The 18,945-nt window shown below is 48.3% G+C and carries 19 protein-coding genes and 1 riboswitch; of the genes, 14 read left to right on the top strand and 5 right to left on the bottom strand.

All coding sequences use genetic code 11. The features are described 5' to 3' along the window. Nucleotides 1-2 precede the first annotated feature (2 nt). The 4 genes from fliQ to QL234_RS24370 form a co-directional block, all read right to left on the bottom strand. Nucleotides 3-272, bottom strand: coding sequence for a flagellar biosynthesis protein FliQ (fliQ, locus tag QL234_RS24355; RefSeq protein WP_044833696.1), 270 nt, complete (start codon nt 270-272; stop codon nt 3-5). 53 nt (nt 273-325) lie between these two features. After that, nucleotides 326-1,063, bottom strand: coding sequence for a flagellar type III secretion system pore protein FliP (fliP, locus tag QL234_RS24360; protein WP_281560360.1), 738 nt, complete (start codon nt 1,061-1,063; stop codon nt 326-328). After that, nucleotides 1,060-1,422, bottom strand: coding sequence for a flagellar motor switch protein FliN (gene fliN / locus QL234_RS24365; protein WP_044833697.1), 363 nt, complete (start codon nt 1,420-1,422; stop codon nt 1,060-1,062). The genes fliP and fliN overlap by 4 nt, the downstream gene beginning before the upstream one ends. Nucleotides 1,423-1,495: 73 nt before the next feature. After that, on the bottom strand, nt 1,496-2,365 hold the full coding sequence (locus QL234_RS24370) for a FliM/FliN family flagellar motor C-terminal domain-containing protein (RefSeq protein WP_281560361.1): 870 nt from the start codon (nt 2,363-2,365) through the stop codon (nt 1,496-1,498). A 465-nt stretch (nt 2,366-2,830) separates the two neighbouring features. Continuing rightward, nucleotides 2,831-2,925: riboswitch (cyclic di-GMP riboswitch) on the top strand. A 283-nt stretch (nt 2,926-3,208) separates the two neighbouring features. On the opposite strand from QL234_RS24370, the gene QL234_RS24375 reads away from it, so the two are divergent. The 14 genes from QL234_RS24375 (at nt 3,209) to QL234_RS24440 (ending at nt 17,539) form a co-directional block, all read left to right on the top strand. Continuing rightward, entirely contained in the window at nt 3,209-4,054 is an 846-nt protein-coding gene (locus tag QL234_RS24375; RefSeq protein ID WP_281560362.1) for an OmpA family protein, read from the top strand. Nucleotides 4,055-4,056: 2 nt separating this feature from the next. After that, a complete protein-coding gene (locus QL234_RS24380; protein WP_281560363.1) occupies nt 4,057-5,370 on the top strand; it encodes a sigma-54 dependent transcriptional regulator in 1,314 nt (437 codons plus the stop codon). Between the two features lie 104 nt (nt 5,371-5,474). Beyond that, nucleotides 5,475-5,804, top strand: coding sequence for a flagellar hook-basal body complex protein FliE (locus QL234_RS24385; protein WP_281560364.1), 330 nt, complete (start codon nt 5,475-5,477; stop codon nt 5,802-5,804). Between the two features lie 17 nt (nt 5,805-5,821). Beyond that, nucleotides 5,822-7,591 carry a flagellar basal-body MS-ring/collar protein FliF gene (gene fliF / locus QL234_RS24390; protein ID WP_281560365.1) on the top strand — a complete coding sequence of 590 codons (1,770 nt, stop codon included), beginning with the start codon at nt 5,822-5,824 and terminating at the stop codon, nt 7,589-7,591. After that, complete coding sequence (locus QL234_RS24395) at nt 7,584-8,597, top strand: FliG C-terminal domain-containing protein (RefSeq protein ID WP_281560366.1); 1,014 nt, start codon at nt 7,584-7,586, stop codon at nt 8,595-8,597. The genes fliF and QL234_RS24395 overlap by 8 nt, the downstream gene beginning before the upstream one ends. Then, nucleotides 8,597-9,277 (top strand): FliH/SctL family protein, encoded by a 681-nt coding sequence (locus QL234_RS24400; RefSeq protein WP_281560367.1) that lies wholly within the window; start codon nt 8,597-8,599, stop codon nt 9,275-9,277. Before QL234_RS24395 ends, QL234_RS24400 begins: the two co-directional genes overlap by 1 nt. A gap of 20 nt (nt 9,278-9,297) precedes the next feature. Beyond that, complete coding sequence (locus QL234_RS24405; protein ID WP_281560368.1) at nt 9,298-10,620, top strand: FliI/YscN family ATPase; 1,323 nt, start codon at nt 9,298-9,300, stop codon at nt 10,618-10,620. Nucleotides 10,621-10,640: 20 nt separating this feature from the next. Further along, complete coding sequence (locus QL234_RS24410) at nt 10,641-11,066, top strand: hypothetical protein (protein WP_281560369.1); 426 nt, start codon at nt 10,641-10,643, stop codon at nt 11,064-11,066. Between the two features lie 338 nt (nt 11,067-11,404). Continuing rightward, on the top strand, nt 11,405-12,214 hold the full coding sequence (locus QL234_RS24415) for a hypothetical protein (protein WP_281560370.1): 810 nt from the start codon (nt 11,405-11,407) through the stop codon (nt 12,212-12,214). Between the two features lie 308 nt (nt 12,215-12,522). Beyond that, complete coding sequence (locus QL234_RS24420; RefSeq protein WP_281560371.1) at nt 12,523-14,517, top strand: amidohydrolase family protein; 1,995 nt, start codon at nt 12,523-12,525, stop codon at nt 14,515-14,517. 108 nt (nt 14,518-14,625) lie between these two features. Next, nucleotides 14,626-15,201 carry a DUF6795 domain-containing protein gene (locus QL234_RS24425; protein WP_281560372.1) on the top strand — a complete coding sequence of 192 codons (576 nt, stop codon included), beginning with the start codon at nt 14,626-14,628 and terminating at the stop codon, nt 15,199-15,201. Nucleotides 15,202-15,306: 105 nt separating this feature from the next. Continuing rightward, nucleotides 15,307-15,924, top strand: coding sequence for a DUF6795 domain-containing protein (locus QL234_RS24430; RefSeq protein ID WP_281560373.1), 618 nt, complete (start codon nt 15,307-15,309; stop codon nt 15,922-15,924). Between the two features lie 24 nt (nt 15,925-15,948). Beyond that, the gene (locus tag QL234_RS24435) at nt 15,949-17,106 is read left to right on the top strand and encodes a lipase family protein (protein WP_281560374.1); all 1,158 of its coding nucleotides are present in this window, start codon (nt 15,949-15,951) and stop codon (nt 17,104-17,106) included. Nucleotides 17,107-17,386: 280 nt separating this feature from the next. Next, a complete protein-coding gene (locus QL234_RS24440) occupies nt 17,387-17,539 on the top strand; it encodes a hypothetical protein (RefSeq protein ID WP_169749412.1) in 153 nt (50 codons plus the stop codon). Nucleotides 17,540-17,625: 86 nt separating this feature from the next. Here QL234_RS24440 and QL234_RS24445 read toward each other — a convergent pair whose 3' ends face one another. Next, nucleotides 17,626-18,867 carry a NupC/NupG family nucleoside CNT transporter gene (locus tag QL234_RS24445; protein WP_281560375.1) on the bottom strand — a complete coding sequence of 414 codons (1,242 nt, stop codon included), beginning with the start codon at nt 18,865-18,867 and terminating at the stop codon, nt 17,626-17,628. Nucleotides 18,868-18,945 lie beyond the last annotated feature (78 nt).

Below are 18,945 nucleotides of genomic sequence, written 5' to 3' on the forward strand. Positions count from 1 at the left end.
GGCTAGCCGATCAAACCCGGGATATTATGAAACAGGCCGTCGAACAGCTCCTGCAGCTGTTTCAACAGCCAGTGACCGGCAAACATCAACATCAGCAAAGTCACCAGCAAACGGGGCAGGAAACTTAACGTCTGCTCCTGGATTTGCGTTGCCGCCTGGAAAATACTGACAATCAAACCCACGATCAAGCCCGGCACTATCAGCACACTGACCATAGCGATAATGGTCAAAATCGCCTGATTCATCAGTTCAACTATTTGCTCGGGACTCATCTTTGCCGCTCCACGTGTTTTTTCCTGTTATTCATCTTTGCCAACAAATCCCGTCAACCGCCGGAGAAACTGGCGGCCAAAGTGCCCACCGTCATCGACCAGCCGTCCACCAACACAAATACCATCAGCTTAAACGGCAGGGAAATAATCAGCGGTGATAACATCATCATACCCATGGCCATCAGCACACTGGCCACCACCAGATCTATCACCAGAAACGGAATAAACAGCATAAAACCGATTTGAAAGGCGGTTTTTAACTCACTGAGCACAAACGCCGGCATCAGCACAAAAAACGGAATATTGTCCGCCGAGGTCACCGGCGGTTCATCGGCAATTTTCATCATCTGCTCGAGATCCGTTTCCCGGGTTTGCGCCAGCATAAAGGCCTGCAGCGGCTGTTTTGCTCTTTCGATGGCCTGCTCCAGGCCAATCTCTTCCTGGTCGTAGGGAATAAAGGCCTGCTGATGAATTTCGCTCCATACCGGCTTCATGATCAATATCGTCAGGGTCAGGGCAATCCCCACCAGCACCCGGTTAGGCGGACTTTGCTGCAACCCCATGGCCTGGCGCAAAATCGCCAGTACCACGATGATGCGGGTGAAACTGGTAAGCATCAGCACCATGGCCGGCAACAGGCTTAACGCCGTCATCAGCAACAAGATTTGCAGCTTGATGCTGTATTCCTGCTTGACCCCGCCTTCGGTGACCGAAAATAACGTCAGTTCCGCCTGGGCGGGAAAAATACTGCCGGCCATCAATACCGCCAGCAATAAAAACCGCCATATCATAAACGGAATCCGTTTAAGACATCGTCAACAATATCAACAAGTTTGATACCATATTTACCGTTCACCACCACCACTTCGGCAGAGGCCAGCATCTGGCCGTTAACTTTGACATCCAGCGGCTCGCCGGCCACTTTTTCCAGCTCGATCACCGCCCCTGAGCTTAACTGCATCAAATCCCCCAGCATCAATTTGGTGCTGGCCACTTCCAGGGTGACATCTACCGGAATATTATGGAAAAAACTCAAGTCACGCGCCGGCGGCTTCTCTTCCATGGCAATGGCCTCTTCCATCAGCTGATCGTCGAGATCGTCCAGGCCATCGAGTTCCAAATCCATATTATCAACGTCAAATTCATTCATGCGATTCTCACTTCTATTCTTAATACTTAATTTTAAAAACTTGGCATATTAAACATGCTTGCAGAGCAAAGGATTAGTCTTGCGGTACATCCGTGACCTGCATCACTAACTGGCCGGACTTTTCCACCACCCGCCCCTGGGCGATCACCTGCTTTCCGGCATAGGCATTCACCACTTCGGGTAAATCCAGCATGATCAAATCATCTTTTCTGAGTCGGGTCAGCTGGGCGACGGTCAACCGGGTTTTGGCTAACACTAAATTAAGTGCGGTAGGAATTTTTTCGGCGGCATAAGCCAGCTTGGCCTCAAGCAACTCCTGGTCGGTGCCGGCATCTGTTTGTGCCACCCGGCTAGCAATAATGGATGGCTGGTACCAGATATCCCAGGTTGCCTGGTATTCTTTTATCGTCAAACAGCTACTGGCGGTAAGATATTCCTGAGCGGTTTCCGGTTTATTGATCGGTAAAATCTGCCACTGGTTATCCAAATCCAGCAATTGATCGGATGCTGTTAAGTGTATGTTTAATAAGGTTGTTAATAATCTGAGTTCGGAATCGCTGACCTTGATATCGCCGGCTTTCTTGGCGATTTTGGCCTGCTGTCCGCCGAGGAAAATTTCTGCAAGGTTATATAGCGTTGCATAATTAATCGCCAAAATAACATGTTCATTCGAGGCATTGGTGGCCTGCAGCCACAACAGGGTATCCTGTTCAATTGCAATCGCACCACCGGCAAACGGGCTTAATTCCAGCTTGCATTCATGATCGTTCAGTAAACGTATGAATTCGGTTTCCAGACGGGTGAGCAACTCATGATGGCATGAATTGATAAGGTTCAGGCAGGTTTGCCTGTGGCGTTTATCGCCAAGTAAATCATACAGTTCAACCCCAATAGCCTCATCTGCAGCTAAGATGCGCTTAGCTGCCGGTGGTAAACCAGGCATAGATAATTCTCCAATGAATCATTAATTAATGTCTAAGCGACTTTCTACCGTGTTTTATTAAGCCAGGGCTTAACTTGCACATAAGAAAATCATGACAATCTGCTTCTGAAACTTACGCTCAGAATAGATCCAAAGGGGGCATGTATTTTTAGAGTGTAATCAATTTCCGGATTAAATAGCAATGGCTTCTGTAAAAATATTTCACACTAATTTTACAGGTGTAATTATCAGAATTACTGACTTTTCGGGGCTTTCAACTGGTTTACCACTGATTTGCTATTAATGTACTAAAAAGTTTGCCCAAACGACGGCAAACTACAACTAACTAAGCTATAAGCGCTTTTTTTAAAATTTCTTTCGAAATAAGGTATTGTATGCAAATTTTTTATCTGCTAGTATCGCCTCGCAGTCAATTGGTAATAATATTTCAAATTTATCGCTAATTTACTGCTTAACTGAAAATTAACAAGATAATGGCAAACAGATCGCGAGGTCTGGACGCAAAGTCACCAGTCTGCTTTAGTGCTGAAACGCCCAGGGCAGATAGTGGGACCACCTAACGTTAGTTGACTCGATCGACCAGTTTTGGGCGATCGCTTCTCCATGGGGAAGATCTACCTTTTGTACGATCTCTGCCTCAGGGAGAGTGCTGTCTTCTTCGCTTGGGAGAAGATCACTCTTCTCCGTGTCCGCCTGTGCCTGTTTCCATCTTAATAATTTTTGCTGATATCACCTAGCGGTGTACCCGTAATGAATTTTTATTCAATCCGGGTGCGTATTAAGAGGATGACAGAAACCATGTTTCTCAGGCTTAGTATACTCACATTCAGTCTATTTTTTAGCATGCTGAAATTAAGTGCGGCGCCTATCGTGACTCCCCTTGACCGTGTCCACTGGTTATATCAAGGCGATAATTTCAACTGTCAGTTAAGCACCCAGGTGGATAATTTCGGCGGCATCTCGCTGGCGCAAAAAGCCGGTTACGCCTTAGAAATTCAACCCGATTCGGTGCTTTACCACGACGATATTGTCACTTATCGCTTAGGTCGCTCAGCGGCCCCCTGGAGCCGGAAATCACTACCACAAAGCCAGTGGTTCCATGGCTATCAGCAAGTCAGCAAGCAAACAAAACCGCAAGAAAAGCAATCGCAAAAATCGCACTTCACAACCGGGGTTACCGAGTTGCTACAGGCGCTACAACAAGGTGTATGGGGGCATATTAATCTTGTTTTCGCCGATAAGCAGCAGGTGCATCTGGTATTGCCTGCGGTCAGTCGCGGTACTTCTTTCGAGCAGTTTTATGCCTGTTTGACAGAGCTGGCGCCCTATTCGTACGAACAGGTCAGGGACAGGAACTTTTATTTTGACGCCAACGAGTATTTATTGTCTGAGCAGCAACAAGAGCAGATGAAACTTACCGCCCGCTACCTCGAAATGGCAGGAGATATCAGCAAGTTACTGATAGACGGTCATTCCGACAGCTCAGGCAGCATGGCAGAAAACCTGAGGTTATCACAACAAAGAGCCGATGATTTATACACACATCTGCTCGAAGCCGGGGTAAAGCCCGAGCTGATTGAAGTGAGATCCCACGGTGATCGCTATCCGCTGGCGGACAACTCAACGGCAAAGGGACGCCAACAAAACCGGCGTGTGAACTTGCGTATCATTCGACAAAAGGTTAATTAAGCATGGCAAATAACAGCTTGTTAATCGTTGAAACACCTTCAACGACATGTGTTGACAGTGAATACCTGGCCAGACAGCAATATGATATCCACCGCTGTCAAAGTGCTTCATCGGCTTTTACCACGGCGTCAACAGTTTCACCGGCTGTGGTGCTGGTCTCGGCTTTTTTGCCGGATATGCAACTCACCGATTTTGTCCGGGTCTTTTCCCGCACCCATAAAAGTACCGTGATCCTGGTCATGGTGGAAAGCCAGCAATGCCAGCTCGCCGCCGACGCCATAGGTGTGGGGGCATCCGATTATTTACTGAAACCTTTTACCGATCAGCAACTGGTGTCCGCCATAGATCAGGCCATCAGTTTGCATAACCCGGTGGCAGATCTCGTGGTCAGCTCCGCCGCCAGCCGCCAGGTGATTCAACTGGCACTGCGGGCGGCACAAACAGATGCCACGGTATTGATCAGCGGCGAATCCGGTACCGGCAAGGAACGTCTGGCGCAATACCTTCATGATAACTCTCCCCGTTCATCCGGGCCTTTTATTGCTTTTAACTGCGCCGCGATCCCGGAAACCATGATCGAATCCATGTTATTCGGCCACAGCAAAGGCGCTTATACCGGCGCGGTGTCGAGCCAGGCGGGTAAGTTCGAACTGGCCAACGGCGGCACCTTGATGCTAGATGAAATCTCGGAAATGCCGCTGCCGTTGCAGGCCAAGCTGCTGCGGGTGCTGCAGGAGCGGGAAGTCGAGCGCCTGGGCAGCAACCAAAAAGTCAAATTAGATATCCGTATTATTGCCGCCACCAATAAAAACCTGTCACAGCAAGTGGCGCAGGGATTGTTTCGCGAAGATCTTTATTACCGTCTCGATGTTTTACCCCTGAGCTGGCCGGCCCTTAGGGAGCGCCGCGACGATATTATTCCGCTGACAGAATACTTTATCGGCAAATACGCGCCCTCTCCCGGTTACTCCATTTGTAAAAGCGCCAAACTGGCGCTGCAGAGCCATCACTGGCCCGGCAATGTCAGGGAGCTGGAAAATGTTATCCAAAGGGCGCTGATCATGGCCCGGGGCATGGAACTCCAGGTGGCAGATCTTATGCTGCCGGCAGCAAGCCCGGTGCAAACCACTCCCCAAGTTGAACATAGCGCCCAGGGACTGGAGTCGAGTAAAAAACATGCCGAATATCAATATGTATTAGAGACACTAAAACAATTTAGCGGTCATAAAACCAAAACAGCAGCAGCATTAGGTGTCACGCCAAGGGCATTACGCTACAAGATGGCGGCAATGCGGGAACAGGGCATAGAAGTTTAAGGGAAATATTATGAAAGTAGAGAGCAGCTTACACCCGCTCAACTTACTCAACAAAATGGCACTGATAATGCGGGAACAGGGCATAGAGGTTTAAGGGGAAGACAATGAAAGTAGAGAACAACTTACACTCGCTCGACTTACTCAACAAAATGGAACTGATGCAGGTCAGGGCCAGTAAAGAAGTCGCGTTATCGTCAGATAATTCCGTCAACTCGGTTTCCTTCGGCCAGACCATGAAAACCATGGTCCAGGATATTAACCAGCAACAGCTTGAAGCCGGCAAGCTGATGACGGCGGTTGATGCCGGACGCAGCGATGATTTGGTCGGCGCCATGGTAATGAGCCAGAAAGCAGGCCTGAGTTTTTCTGTATTAATGCAGGTCAGAAACAAGCTGATGTCGGGTTTAGACGACATTATGCGTATGCCTTTATAAGTAGCCGGGAGTAGACTGTGGAGCTGGTATCTCAACAAGTAGCACCGGGGCAAGAACCCCAAAAAAATCAGGCCCTGGATAAAGCGAAATCTTTCTTTAGCCACTGGCGCACCCTGTCCGGCGACAACCGTGCGGTCTTGCAAATCGCCCTGCTTGCCGGTGTGATCGCCGCCACCATAGTAATTATTCTCTGGACCGCCAATGAAAACTATGTACCTTTATATGGCAAACAGGAACTTTACGACCAGGCCAGTATCCTGGAATTACTGGAGCAGGAAGAAACCCTGTACCGCTTAGATCAAAACTCGGGACAAATCCTGGTGCCGGAGCAGCATCTGGCGCAAATCCGCATGAGCCTGGCGGCCCGCGGCGTAAAAATGAATTTACCCAGCGGCATGGACGGCCTGGACGGTAAAACCGGTTTAGGCATCAGCCAGTTTATGGAATCGATGCGTTACCGCCATGCCCTGGAAGGGGAGCTGGCACGCTCGATTATTACCATGGACGCCATCCGCAGCGCCCGTGTACACCTTGCCCTGCCCAAACGCACCTTATTTATCGGCCGCAACGAAGAAAAACCCACCGCCTCGGTCATGCTGGATCTCCAGGCCGGGCGCCATTTGGAACAGGGCCAGGTAGAAGCCATAGTCAATTTAGTCGCCAACAGTTTACCCGGCATGAAACCTGAAGGGGTTTCCGTGGTTGATCAGTCGGGCCGGTTATTAAGCTTAGGCCTGGGGGATGCCCAAAGCAGCGGCCGGGTAGCGATGCAGCAGGTAGACTATAAACAGTCACTGGAAGCCAGGATCCAGCAAAGAGCCAGCGACATCATTTATCCGTTAGTAGGCGCTGACAACTTCAGGATCCAGGTCACCGCAGACTTGGATTTCAGCGAAATCGAAGAAACCGTGGAAACGGTAAGTCCCGATACCGTGGTCAGCAAGGAAAACATCCGCGAACAAACCACCAAAGACGTGCTCGCCTTTGGCGTCCCCGGCTCGCTAACCAACCAGCCGCCGATCAAACCGGATGCCGACAGTGAAACAGCAGAAACAAGCGAAAGCAAACAAGACAGCAACAGCATCAGCCAGCGCAACGAATCTTCAAAAGAATATCAGGTCGGCCGCTCTGTGGTGCATAAGAAACATCAACAGGGACGTATCGAGCAATTAAGCGTTTCCGTGATTTTAAATAACAAGGTTGCCAGCGGCGAAAACGGCTGGACCGATGCCGAGCTGGCACAAATCGCCAACAGTGTGGAAAAAGCCATCGGCATCAACAAGCAACGCGGCGATCAGTTTACCATCAGCGGTTTTAACTTTGTTGTTGAACCTCAGGTAGTCACAGCACCGGAAGTGCAGTGGTGGCAACAAAGCGTATGGCAGGAATATTTACGCTACCTGGTGGGCGCGATATTAGGTCTGGCACTGATCTTTATGGGGGTCCGTCCTCTGGTACGTCACCTGATCCAACTGCAATCAACACCGGCAGAGCGAGACGGCGATGTTTTCGAACAGCGTAAGGCCAGCCAGCAAGATCCTCAGCACTACCAGGAACATAGCGATGAGCAACCGGAGGATAGCAGCGTTGCCTTGATGGACGATACCAACATGGACGGCACCAGTGAGGCCAAGCCACAGGTGAAAGTACCGGAATTACCGGCACCGGGCAGCGAATTCAGCGTGCAGCTGGCACACCTGCAATTACTGGCGGATAAAGAAACCGTACGGGTGGCAGAAGTGCTTAAGAATTGGGTCAATACAGGCGATCGAGGTTTACATGAGTGAAGCACAGACAAAGATGATGTTTAACGACTGTGAAAAAGCGGCGATTTTACTGCTGAGCATGGGAGAAGAGTCCGCCGCCAAAATTTTACAGCGCATGGAAAGAAGCGAAGTACAAAGTGTTTCCAATGCCATGGCACGCCTGGGAAATGTTTCCACCTTGGAAGCACAAAATATCCTGCAGCACTTTTTTGAACAATATACCAAGCAAAGCGGTATCAGCGGCGCTTCGCGCGAATACCTGGAAAAGTCCCTGGATATGGCGCTGGGCAACAAACTTGCCCGCGGCATGCTCGATTCCATCTACGGCGATACCATCTCCAACGATATCCAGCGCCTGCAATGGCTGCCTGTAGATGTACTGGCGCGTTTTTTCCGCCACGAACACCCGCAAATGCAGGCGGTGATGCTGGCATTTTTACCGCCGGATACCGCCAATGCCGTACTCAACCATCTGCCACAGGAAAGCCATGATGAACTGTTGTACCGGGTCGCCAACCTCAAGGAGATCAGCGAGCATGTGATCAAGGACCTGCGTATCACCCTGGACCGCTGCATCGACTTTGTCGCCGAACAATCCGGCGCCCGCGTCAACGGCACCCGCCAGGCGGCGGATATCCTCAACCGCTATACCGGCGACAAGGCCAATATCATGGAACTGGTGAAGCTACACAACAGCGATACCGCCGACGCCATCAAGGACAACATGTTTGACTTTATGATCCTCTCGCGCCAGCCGCTGGAAGTGATACAGGATCTGATCGCCGAACTGCCGGAAGGCATGCTGGCCATTGCCTTAAAAGGGGTGGACTTTGCCATCAAGACCCAGATCTTCGATGCCCTGCCCAAACGTATGGCCCAGGCCCTGGAAGATGAAATTCAACGCCTGGGACCGACGCCGTTAAGCAAAATTGAACAGGCAAGAACCGAAATCATGGCCGTTGCCCGCCGCTTATATGAAGAAGGCGAATTACAACTGCAACTGTTTGAAGAGCAGGTAGTACGCTAATGAATACCAGCAGAATTGTAAAGTCCGCCGGCAGCGGTTACCGGCCCCATAAATTCCCGCCGTTTCGCAGCGAAAGCGAAGAACTGGCAACCCTGGGGGATGATGAGCAGCCCAGCTTTGAACAGGGCTTCCAGGAAGGACTGGAACTCGGTCATAAGGAAGGTCATCAGCAGGGTTTTCCCCAGGGAATAGAGCAAGGCAAAAAAGAAGGCCACCAGCAAGGGCTGGCCTCGGGTCTGGCGGAAGGCCAGAAAAAAGGCCAGGCCATTTTTCATTCCGCCACCGGCTTGCTGGCGACAATACAGGACAAGGTAGAACAACTGTCCCACCATAAACTCCAGGCACAGCAAACCCTGATAGGCGACTTGGTGACCCAGGTGGCCCGTAGCGTGATCCGGGCAGAGCTGACCCTAAACCCGAAACAAATTTTAACCCTGGCGGAAGAAGCCATGGCCTCCTTGTCTGACGATGTCGACAAGATCCGGATTTTTCTCAATAGCGAAGATCTGCAACGACTGAGCGCCCTGGGACTGACGGAATTAAACGGCTGGCCACTTGAAGCGGACGACCAGCTGGACATCGGCGATTGCCTGATACGCTCGGCGCAAATGGAAATTGCCGTCAATACCGAAGAGCGTTTCGCCGAGTGCATGGAAAACGTCAACAAATCAATCGCCTAAAGCTCCCCGGAGACAAACGAGTGCAGGATACCCTCGAACATAAACTGAAAAATGCCCTGGACACCCTGGACTCGGGCCCGGTGGCCAAGGTTTATGGCCGCCTGGTACGGCTCAACGGCTTAACGCTGGAAGTCACCGGCTGCCGTCTGATCATGGGACAACGCTGCCTGGTGGAAACCGCCCAGGACAAACCTTTAGCCGCGGAAGTGATCGGCTTTAACCGGGAAATCACTTATTTGATGCCGCTGCAAAATGCCGCCGGTTTATTCTCTGGCGCCCGGGTAACGCCGCTGGCGGGGGTAGAAAAAATTACCGCAGGCCAGCAACTGCTCGGCCGGGTGCTTGACGGTTTATTACAGCCGCTGGACGGCAAACCGGCGATTTCGGGCGAACAAATCCCGCTGTTTTCACCGCCGAACAACCCCCTGAGCCGCACCCCGATCACCGAGAGCATAGATGTCGGCATCCGCGCCATCAATGCCATGCTCACCCCGGGAAAAGGCCAGCGCCTGGGATTATTCGCCGGGTCCGGGGTCGGTAAAAGCGTACTGCTGGGCATGATGACCCAGTATACCCGGGCGGATATCGTGATTGTCGGCCTTATCGGCGAGCGCGGCCGGGAAGTGAGGGAATTTATCGAACACAGTTTGGGGGAGCAGGGACTGGCCCGCTCTATCGTCATTGCCGCCCCGGCTGATGCCACCCCGTTAATGCGGCTGCGCGCCGCCCAGGTTTGTCACCGGCTGGCAGAATATTACCGGGATCAGGGGCAGCATGTATTATTGTTAATGGACTCATTAACCCGTTACGCCCAGGCACAAAGGGAAATCGGCCTGGCCACGGGCGAGCCGCCGGCCACCAAAGGTTATCCCCCTTCGGTATTTAGTTTATTAACCCAGCTGGTGGAACGCGCCGGCAACGGTTTATCTGTCGGCAGCATGACCGCCATTTACACCGTACTGGCGGAAGGCGACAACCAGCAAGATCCGATAGTTGATGCCGCCAGGGCAATACTCGACGGCCATATAGTGTTAACCCGCGAGTTGGCGGAGCAGGGTCACTACCCCGCGATAGACATCTCCGCCTCCATCAGCCGGGTCATGCCGCAAGTAGTAACCCCGGAGCATTTACAGCAGGCGATGAAATTAAAGAAACTCTACAGCCGCTATCAACAAATCAGAGAGCTTATTCCCATGGGCGGATATCAACCGGGTAAAGATATTGAAATGGATCACGCGGTACAGGTTTTCCCCCGTATCAGCGCCTTTTTACAACAGGGATTTAACCAGCCAAGTGATCTTGAGACCAGCTGCCAACAGCTGGCTGAGCTAATGGCAGGTTAATCGCTTTTTAAGAGGGTCCTATGCTCGATAAATTTAAAGACTTGCAACAACAAAAGCTGGAACAACTGAGCAAGCAAAGATCCGAGCTTAACGACAAGCTCGTCGGGCAAGAGCAATACCTGGAGCAACTGGTACAATACCAGCAAGCCTTAACCGATGTCAGCAGCCATAACCATGCCCTGGCACTGCAAAATCAACACGGCATGCAGCAGCAAATCGCCAAAGTGGTGGATTTTCAGGAACAGCAAGTCTCATTAACACAAGTTGATTTACAACGGCAAAACCAGCTGATCAAACAACAATATTGTCATTATAAAGGCCTGGAAATCATCAGTAATAAACAGGCAAAACTGGCGCAGCAAAAAAAGCAGCAGCAAGAAGACTTTACCAACGATGACATTGCCACCCTGGCATTTATCAGAACAAATTACCAGCAAGAAAAATAACACAGAAAAACACCAAAAGTCCTGTAAAAACAATAGACAAACAAGCTTTACAAAACATTCATGTTAAAGGGTTAGCTAAGCCGCTAAAAGCATGCTAATCTGGTTTCAGGCCAGTTGCAGTGTGCGTAAAAATTGACAGACTTGTTAACTTTAACAGCGCCAGGGAGTCCGAGAAATGATGGATCAAAACCCCCTTTATGTTAGAATACAACTGCCCCCTTTGATAAACAGTTTTAATTCACTGTTTAATAAATCAATTTAAGTTTTAATGTAATTCTGCCGCTGGTATAGCCTTATGCCGCATAGCAGTTTATGCATTTTTAGGTGGTAGAAGTAAAATGTACGTTCTTATTTCGGTAACATTGCTGGTTATTTTTGTATTAGGTGTCCTGCTGGATTTTTTCCGCACCGCCCGACAAAGATCAATGGCCAGTCGCCACCGCAAAATCCTGAAATTCAAAGCCATCGTCATTAAGACCCAAAGGTTGTTGAACGGCCAGGCAATTTTACCCCTGACCGCCGTCAGCTCCATTGTCTGTCTAGAGCGGGCCCTGGTGGCATTAAAAGCCTTGGCAGATTTAGAAAACACCAAAAAGCGCCACGGATTAATTGCCAGCATGGAAAAAAAGCTGGAAAACTTCCGCGCCCTGACGGAAGCGGAGCCTTATTATTACGCCCTCTTGTCCATCCCCACAGACCTGAACGAACTCGGCCGCATCCTCAAGCAGGCCATGCTGTTGATGATCACCTTAAAGGTTGAGCATGCCAAAGGGAAACTGAGCGACGAGCAGCTTGAAGTGGAAAACCATCAACTGGATATCCTTATCGTGCGCTTAAAGGCTGAAATTTATAAAAACCAGTCTATGCGTTATGTTGAACAGAAAAAATATGCCAAAGCCCAGGCCCTCAACGATAAGGCAGTTGAAATACTCGGCGGCCTCACCTGTGAAAACGAAGAGGTAATGAAGTCAGTGACCGAAGCCATTGACAGCATTAATGTTCTCAATGTCGGGGTTACCGGGGTGATAGAAGAGCAAAACCACACCTTCTATGACAAATTCAAAAAAGAAGCCCATGAAAAAGAAGAAGAAAAGCCCTTTGAAGTGGATGATATGGAATTGATCTTCGGGAAAAAACGTAAGTATTAAGCTTTTTCACAAGCAAATTTTACTCATTTTTCCTGAGATATCAGAACAATATTAACAAAAGCAAGGTTCAAGGAAATCCGCAGCTTTCAAACTTATGCCTGACACCAGGCGATTTACTTGCCAACCCCTCGGCTTATCTAAGGAAAAATAAAATCCGCAATTATTAAAAGATAAGCAATTGAAATAAAAGGTGATCCATGGGAAGCTGCTCGCCATGAGCAAGTAACGCTCGCCGAGCCACCTGATTTGCCCCAGATAACTGCCGGTGCAAGCAGGCCCTCAAGCAATAACAATAAAATGGATCTATCATGCGACCACAATTTCTTTTCCTGATATTCATAATACTGCCCCTGATGTCCCAGGCGCAGCAAGTGACTAAATACGACTGGCTTACCTCGGGCGAAAAGTCCGGCTCGATGGAAGTCATCCATATCGATGACAAACATAGCATCACCACCTTCGAATTTAACGACCGGGGCCGGGGCCCTAAGCTGCGGGATGAAATCTGGCTCAACAGCCAGGGCATAATCAGTAAACAAATCGTCACCGGCCATGCCTATATGGGGGCAAAAACCGACGAACAATTCACTCTTAAGGGTAACGTTGCCCAATGGCAAAATACTCTGGAAGCCGATTCAAAAACCGTAAAGGACAAGGCTTTTTATAGTGCCGCCGGCGGCACCCTGTATTTTTATGAACTACTGGTCAAAGCCATCGACGCCAGCAAAACAAAACAAATAAAGATGTTGCCTTCCGGTACTGCCAGCTTCGAAAAAATTACCAGTACCCAGGTTTCCCTTGGCGAGCAGACAAAAACAGTCAATCTTCTGGCCATTAAAGGTTTTGGCTTTAGCCCTACTTACGGCTGGTTTGACGATAACTACCAGTTATTCGGCTTCAGCTTCGGCTGGATGGGTATGGTTCCACAAGGCTGGGGGGAAAGCCTGGCTAAATTAAAAGCACTGCAGGAAGCCGCCGAAGACAATTATTTCCGCCAGCAAGCCAAAACATTTGGTGAAGACCTTGCCGGAGTCACTTTAATCAAAAATATCAATGTTTTTACCGCAACAGACGCCGGATTAATCAAAGACACCCAGGTAGCCATAGAAAACGGCAAGATCATCGCTATCGGCAAACAAGCTAAGATTAAGGCAACAAGAACCATAGACGGCAAAGGCAATACCCTGATGCCGGGATTATGGGATATGCACAGCCATATTTCACTCCAGGGGGGCTATTTAAATATTGCTGCCGGTATCACCAGCGCCAGGGACCTGGCCAACGACCATGACCAGCTGATGGAAGCCACTAAACTGTTTAATCATAATGCCGCTATCGGCCCAACGGTCTACCGGGCAGGCTTTATCGACCAGCAAAGCCCCTACTCAGCCCCTACCGGCAAACTTGCCGAAAATTTACAGCAGGCGCTTGAATATATCGACTGGTATGGTGAACGCGGCTACCAGCAGATCAAAATCTACAGCTCCATTAATCCTGAATGGGTGCCTGAGCTGGCAAAACGAGTCCACAAAAACAACATGAAACTCAGCGGCCATATCCCGTCCTTTATGACTACGGAACAGGCGGTAAAAGACGGCTTCGACGAAATCCAGCATATCAATATGGTATTTTTAAACTTCCTGGCAGACAAAGACTCCGACACCCGGACCCCGGTGCGCTTTACCTTAGTAGGCGATAAGGCCGGAGAACTGGATCTGGACTCAAAAGAAGTAAACGACTTTATTGCCCTGCTGAAAAAAGAAGACGTCATAGTAGACCCGACCGTAACTATTTTCGAAGGCATGTTTTTAAATAAAGCCGGAGAAATCGATCCCAGCTACCGGGCAATAGCAGAGCATATGCCAGCCGATGTCAGACGCGGCTTTCTTTCGGCCGATCTTGATATCAACGCCGACAATGAAGCCGCCTACAAACGCTCATTCCAGGCATTGCTGAAGATGATCAAAAAGCTGCATGACGCCGGTATCCGCCTGGTTCCGGGTACCGATGCCCTTGAAGGTTTCACCCTGCACCGCGAACTGGAACTTTACGCCAAAGCTGGCATCAGCAATGAAGACGTTTTAAAAATTGCCACGGTAAATTCCGCCCGGATAGCCGGTCAGGAAAACATTGGTACAATTGCTAAGGGCCAAACCGCCGACTTTATTTTACTTGAAGGTAACCCGCTGGAAAACATCAGCGATATCCGCAAGGTTGCCCTGGTGTTCAAAGGAGAGAAATTATATAAACCGAATGAGCTGCACCAAGCTATCGGTATTAAACCTTTCAGCGCTTTTCACTAGCGCGGTTTAGTAGCTTTCCGGCGGTTGGGTTAATCGCCGGAAACAATGATCTAAAAACAGCTAAACTACTATCCAGGCATCACAATTTTCTCATAGACAAGGATGAATATGAGCACATTTTTTGAGAACAAAAACAAACACAAAACCAAGTTAAAATTTGCCTTAAAAACAACTTTGCTTTTATTCTTGATACTCTCAATCACTGTCTTAACCAAAGGAATGGCGGATATGTTTGGATTTTTCAAAAAATATGATGTGCACTTATGCCCACTAGTAAAAGGTCAAATACTCAAAGAAGGGAAAGCAGTAGCAGGAATAGAAGTTATCCGCAGCCTAACCTATGTCGACAACAAAGAGCGCATAGACAGCGTAAAAACTGATGATAAAGGTAATTTTATCCTCCCGAAAGTCAATATCCGCTCTAAAATGCCCGGTAACTTTATGGTAGAGCATAACACTCGACAAATTATCTATACCGAACAGAACAATAAAAAATATATATTGTGGAATACCAGCATGTGGGGCTTTAAACCTATTGCCGCCTTTAACCGTAAATTATCCTCTTTAAACTGTGATTTAACCTCCCCTAAGGTTAGTTTTGAATTTGCTAATGATAAACACCCACAGCGACCACATTATGCAGGAACCATTTGCCGATGGGATGAGGATTTTGAAATTTATTAAGCGGAGCAACCTAAGAAAAACAACTATTTTATTTCCATAACAAACAGCTGGCTAAAATTTCACCAAGACATTACAATATTACTTTTCTCATGATCATGGATGAATATGAGCATTTCTTTTACTACCGGTAAAAATAACAACAAGAATAGCAAGAAAAAAAAGCTAATCTTTCCTCTGGTAACTTGCCTGTTTTTGTTACTGCTCACCTTGTTTACTGTGATATTCCCAACAGAAGGAATGGCGGATATGTTTGGATTTTTCAAAAAGTATGATGTGCATTTATGCCCGGAAGTAAAAGGGCAGATACTTAATCAAGGTAAACCTTTAGTAGGGGAAAAAATCATACGTTACCTGAATTATGTCGACAGGAAAGAAAGGTTCGATCATGCCATAACCGATGAAAAAGGACGGTTTTTCCTGCCAGAAGTAAATATTCGTTCTAAAATGCCCGGTAATTTTATGGTGGAACATAATACTCTACAAATTATCTACATTGAGTTTAACAATGAAAAACACACCATTTGGAATTCCAGTCTGGAAGGGTACAAGCCTGTTGCCGCCTATAACCGTAAATTATCATCTTTGAACTGCGATTTAAGCTCACCAACTGTTAGTTTTGAATTTACGAATGATAAAAATCCACAGCGACCACATTACGCAGTAACAAATTGTCACTGGGATACAGATTTCTCTGTATATCACGTACATACAGATAAAGATTAATTCATGTAATAAAGGGAACTTATTATGTCAATGTTATCACCGAAAATAGCCGCTGAATTGGCAAATTTTGCCTATCGTTTTCGTACAGTAAACACAGCACCAAATATTAATGGCATACCAGCCTTACTCAGAAGCAACTTCGACTTTAATTTATCAAATGGCCCGGTACAAGGTATCAGCGGCGGCTTTTTTTCCCACTTATTTAACCGTAGTACTGGCTTTGCAGTTATGGGACAGGGTAAAAGTCCTGAATATAAAAACCACCAAGTAATTGCCATTCGCGGTACTGAATTTACCTCTGGACGTGATTGGTTAACCAACGCCAATATCGGTCTTAGTGGCAGCTCAAATGGCGCAATGGCACATGCTGGATTTAATAAAACTTTTAATTCCATGCGCCCAGCATTTCAAGAATATCTGGATAAAAATCGTAAAGGAGTACTGCATTGCGTAGGCCATAGTTTAGGAGGCGCCTTAGCTACTCTGACCGCCAACTGGGCCAAAAATGAATATGGTCGGGAGGTTCAACTCTATACCTTTGGTGCCCCCAGGGTAGGGATGGATGGCTTTTCCATCAAAACCAATGCCAATATCGAAAAAATTTATCGCTGCACTCATGGCGCAGATCCTGTCCCAAGCGTCCCGTTATGGCCATTTACCCATGCAGGTACTGAATACAGGTTAAACTCAGGCATTGGGATGAGCATAGATGCCCACTCTATGGCAGGCGATAATCCAGGCTATATCAATACCGCAGGAGCATATGATGATTTCGCCAAATTACAAAAAATTTCCGATCAGCGATTATCCCAGGCAGTGCGGTTGCAATATGAAGATCGCTATCAGGCTTTTTTCTCTCCCCACTGGAGTGAACGCATCAGCGCCGCCCTGATCACTTTATTAAAAGACTCCGGCTATTATGCCGCAGTAGCAGCCCAGGCAAGCTTCAGCGTCGGCCTGACGTTTTACGATATGCTGGCCAGAACACTCACCGAAGTGGCACAAGCCTCGGCCAAGTTTGCGGTACAAGCCACCGGCCTGCTGGGCCATATGCTGGTCTTTGCCGGTAAAGCCAGTGTAAAAGTCACCGAACTTACCTTTGAGTTCATTCGCTGGGTATTTTCTATTACCGTCAATGCGTTATATCGTATCGCACGGCAGGCTTTAGATAGCATTAACTAATAAAAAACAATGTCGCCAGCCAGCAGCATATTCTCGCAAAGCCACAACCACAATTGACAGTATCGGGGCAGCTAAGCCCTGTTGCTGTCAACATCTGAACAGGTATTTTCAATCAAGCCATAAAGACTTGTTAGCTAACAACAGATGTTATGCCATACGTCACATCCAGTTACATTTCTGGTTTGATTTTGAACAAAACCTTACGTAATTTGTTTATGCACAGGACGAGAAATTGTTAGTACGTACTGTATAAATAACAATAAATTACAAGGACATGTCTATGAAACTTAAATTAAACAAGAAAAAATTAAAAAACCTTTCAGACGACAAAAAAGCACTACCTGAAAATATGACACCTCAAGTGGGTGGCGGTTATACTAGCAGACCCTGGACCTGGTACTGCGAAGAGCCTACTAATCCTCTTATGTGTTAATCAATAACGTTAATAACAGATATTGAACCTAACCGTTAAGGTCAGCACTCAAGAAGGTACTGACCTTATTTCATTATTGCGGATATTTACAACGCCAAAAACACCCCGGCCAGACTGGCACTCATCAAGTTAGATAAAGACCCGGCAATCACGGCTTTTAATCCCAAACGGGCAAGGTCCGGACGTCGTTCCGGCGCTATCGCCCCCAGCCCCCCCAATAAAATGGCAATCGCCGATAAATTGGCAAAACCGCACAAGGCAAAGGTAATAATCACCTGGCTGTTTGCGGATAAGGTCTCTTTCGCCTGAACAAAATCAATATAAGCGACAAATTCATTCACCATGAATTTTTGCCCGATAAAGCTGCCTGCCTGTAATGCCTCTTCCCAGGGTGCACCTATCAGCAGAGCCAGCGGCGAGAACAGATATCCCAACAGCATTTCTATGGTAATGCCGTTAAAACCCATCCAGGAGGCAATACCGCCCACCGCACCATTCATAAGCGCAATCAGGCCGATAAAAGCCAGCAACATACCGCCAACATTAAAGGCGAGTTTCATGCCGTCAGCCGCACCTGTGGCGGCGGCATCAATAACATTAACCGGCTGGTTTTCATCATCACAGTTAATGCCAGCCAAGGAATCAATCGGCTTAGCGGTTTCCGGCATAATGATTTTTGCCATCAACAAACCACCGGGCGCTGCCATAAAGGAAGCCGCCACCAGGTATTTCAGCTCGATCCCCAAACTGGCATAACCCACCAATACCGAGCCTGCCACCGAGGCGGTACCGCCGACCATCACGGCAAATAACTGGGACTGGCTCATATGGGAAATAAAGGGACGCACCACCAGCGGCGCTTCGGTTAAACCGACAAAAATATTGGCGGTGGCCGACATTGCCTCCGGACGGCTGATGCCGAGCAACCTCTGCAAACCGCCGCCGAGCAGCTGGATAATTTTCTGCATGATACCTAAGTAATACAGCACTGAAATTAACGAGGAGAAGAAAATAATGATCGGCAGCACCCGCAGGGCAAAAATAAATCCGCTGCTGCCGAATACCTCAAACATTTTCTCCCCCACCAGGGCGCCAAAAATAAAATCCACGCCGTGCTGGCCGCTGTCGATCACCCACTGCACCCCGGCAGAAATACTGCTTAATGCCGCCTGGCCAAACGGCAGGTAAAGCACAAAAGCGGCAAAGCCCGCCTGTAAAAAAAACGCCCAACTGACAGTGCGCACATTAATGGCCTGGCGGTTATTGGACATTAATACCGCCAAAGTGATCAGGGTCACTATCCCTAAAATTCCCATGGGAAATTCCATAAAACTTCTCAACTCTTATTCTTTATTTTGCGCTGACGCTATACCCATACCCGGGTAGACGCAGCCTTTATTTTAATC

Origin of the sequence: Thalassomonas sp. RHCl1 (assembly GCF_947387555.1) — a bacterium.
GTDB lineage: Bacteria > Pseudomonadota > Gammaproteobacteria > Enterobacterales > Alteromonadaceae > Thalassomonas.

Excerpts from the sequence above, each read along its gene's own strand:
- QL234_RS24425 (WP_281560372.1), top strand. The coding sequence starts at position 14,626 with ATGAGCACATTTTTTGAGAACAAAAACAAACACAAAACCAAGTTAAAA.
- QL234_RS24375 (WP_281560362.1), top strand. The coding sequence starts at position 3,209 with ATGCTGAAATTAAGTGCGGCGCCTATCGTGACTCCCCTTGACCGTGTC.
- fliQ (WP_044833696.1), bottom strand. The coding sequence starts at position 272 with ATGAGTCCCGAGCAAATAGTTGAACTGATGAATCAGGCGATTTTGACC.
- QL234_RS24380 (WP_281560363.1), top strand. The coding sequence starts at position 4,057 with ATGGCAAATAACAGCTTGTTAATCGTTGAAACACCTTCAACGACATGT.
- fliN (WP_044833697.1), bottom strand. The coding sequence starts at position 1,422 with ATGAATGAATTTGACGTTGATAATATGGATTTGGAACTCGATGGCCTG.
- QL234_RS24370 (WP_281560361.1), bottom strand. The coding sequence starts at position 2,365 with ATGCCTGGTTTACCACCGGCAGCTAAGCGCATCTTAGCTGCAGATGAG.
- QL234_RS24430 (WP_281560373.1), top strand. The coding sequence starts at position 15,307 with ATGAGCATTTCTTTTACTACCGGTAAAAATAACAACAAGAATAGCAAG.
- QL234_RS24395 (WP_281560366.1), top strand. The coding sequence starts at position 7,584 with ATGAGTGAAGCACAGACAAAGATGATGTTTAACGACTGTGAAAAAGCG.
- QL234_RS24445 (WP_281560375.1), bottom strand. The coding sequence starts at position 18,867 with ATGGAATTTCCCATGGGAATTTTAGGGATAGTGACCCTGATCACTTTG.
- QL234_RS24440 (WP_169749412.1), top strand. The coding sequence starts at position 17,387 with ATGAAACTTAAATTAAACAAGAAAAAATTAAAAAACCTTTCAGACGAC.
- QL234_RS24420 (WP_281560371.1), top strand. The coding sequence starts at position 12,523 with ATGCGACCACAATTTCTTTTCCTGATATTCATAATACTGCCCCTGATG.
- QL234_RS24410 (WP_281560369.1), top strand. The coding sequence starts at position 10,641 with ATGCTCGATAAATTTAAAGACTTGCAACAACAAAAGCTGGAACAACTG.
- QL234_RS24400 (WP_281560367.1), top strand. The coding sequence starts at position 8,597 with ATGAATACCAGCAGAATTGTAAAGTCCGCCGGCAGCGGTTACCGGCCC.
- QL234_RS24435 (WP_281560374.1), top strand. The coding sequence starts at position 15,949 with ATGTCAATGTTATCACCGAAAATAGCCGCTGAATTGGCAAATTTTGCC.
- fliP (WP_281560360.1), bottom strand. The coding sequence starts at position 1,063 with ATGATATGGCGGTTTTTATTGCTGGCGGTATTGATGGCCGGCAGTATT.
- QL234_RS24415 (WP_281560370.1), top strand. The coding sequence starts at position 11,405 with ATGTACGTTCTTATTTCGGTAACATTGCTGGTTATTTTTGTATTAGGT.
- QL234_RS24385 (WP_281560364.1), top strand. The coding sequence starts at position 5,475 with ATGAAAGTAGAGAACAACTTACACTCGCTCGACTTACTCAACAAAATG.